Here is a 1285-nt window from a genome sequence, read left to right on the forward strand (position 1 = left end):
ACAAATGTTGACTGACCCACCGCATTCGCGAGCAAGCCCGCTCCCACAATTATCCGCGCCCGGCCTGGGTTCAGGACAGTTTCACATTCATGGTAATCCGTGCCGTGAACACCTTCTTGCCTTCCCCATCGTGCACATCCACCGCCACGATCTTGTCGCCCTCTGTACTCCAGTCCACCCCTTCGCCATCGGCCACCGCCGTCACATCGGTCTTGGCCTTGGCCAGGTATTGCACCGTCATGCCCTTGGGAATCCAGCGCGCGCCGGCGGGGATGGACACGTCGGTCATCATCCCGGCCGCCAGTTCGGCGGCGTTGCACATGGCAATCGCGTGCACGGTGCCCAGGTGGTTGGTGATCTCCCTGGCGAACGGCACCTGCACGGTGGCCGAGCCTTTGCGCAAGTCGGTCACCAAGGGGTTGATGGTGGAGAAGTACGGCGCCACCTGGCAGGCCATCTGGCTGAACGCCTGTGGGCCGGCGCTGTTGAACAGGCTGAGAAACTGACTCATGTGGAGACCTCTTTGACGGATGATGGGCAGAAGATCGTTCGGTAACAGAATATTATTCTGTGACGGAACAGTATTCTGTCGGCGCCAAATCTGTCAACCTAGCGTCATTGGGCCGCAGGCCCTCATCCTCGAAATTTTTGGTCAGTAATGAGTATGGAAACTTCGGATTTGCTCGAGCGCTGCTACCCTGGTCGGCGCGCCGAACTCAAGCGCGAGATCTTTCGCCAGGCCCTGAAACTGTTCAACGAGCAGGGGCTGGAGGCCACCACCATCGAGATGATCCGCGCTCAATGCGAAACCAGCGTTGGCGCGATCTACCATCATTTCGGTAACAAGGAAGGGTTGGTGGCGGCGTTGTTTTTCACCGCGCTGGACGACCAGGCCCAATTGCGCGACAGCTACCTGGCCGCCGCCACCACCGCCCAGGAGGGGGTGCATGCGCTGGTGCACAGCTACGTCGACTGGGTCGACAGCCAGCCCGAATGGGCGCGTTTTCAGTATCACGCGCGATTTGCCGTGACCAAGGGACCGTTCAAGGACGAACTCGTCACCCGCAACAAGGCGCGTAACAAGCGGCTGCTGGGTTGGCTGTCCGAGCCGGCGCACAAGGCTGCAATGAGCGGTGTTCCCGACGAATTGTTGCTGTCGATGATGATCGGCCAGGCCGAAAGCTATTGCCGTGCATGGTTGTCGGGCCGGGTCAAAGGTAGCCCGAAGGCGTACCGCGACATCCTGGCCGAAGCCGCGTGGCGCTCACTCGCCGCGAGCGCCACT

At 60.8% G+C, this 1285-nt stretch carries 2 protein-coding genes; one reads left to right on the forward strand and one right to left on the reverse strand.

Annotated elements, in window-relative coordinates:
* Positions 1-70: 70 nt before the first annotated feature.
* On the reverse strand, positions 71-511 hold the full coding sequence (locus tag B0W55_RS29325) for a hotdog fold domain-containing protein (RefSeq protein ID WP_077049377.1): 441 nt from the start codon (positions 509-511) through the stop codon (positions 71-73).
* 153 nt (positions 512-664) lie between these two features.
* On the opposite strand from B0W55_RS29325, the gene B0W55_RS29330 reads away from it, so the two are divergent.
* The coding region (locus B0W55_RS29330) for a TetR/AcrR family transcriptional regulator (protein WP_077049378.1) at positions 665-1285 on the forward strand (621 nt) is incomplete at its 3' end.

This window comes from Pseudomonas sp. KK4 (assembly GCF_001984065.1).
Classification (GTDB): Bacteria; Pseudomonadota; Gammaproteobacteria; order Pseudomonadales; family Pseudomonadaceae; genus Aquipseudomonas.

Excerpts from the sequence above, each read along its gene's own strand:
- B0W55_RS29325 (WP_077049377.1), bottom strand. The coding sequence starts at position 511 with ATGAGTCAGTTTCTCAGCCTGTTCAACAGCGCCGGCCCACAGGCGTTC.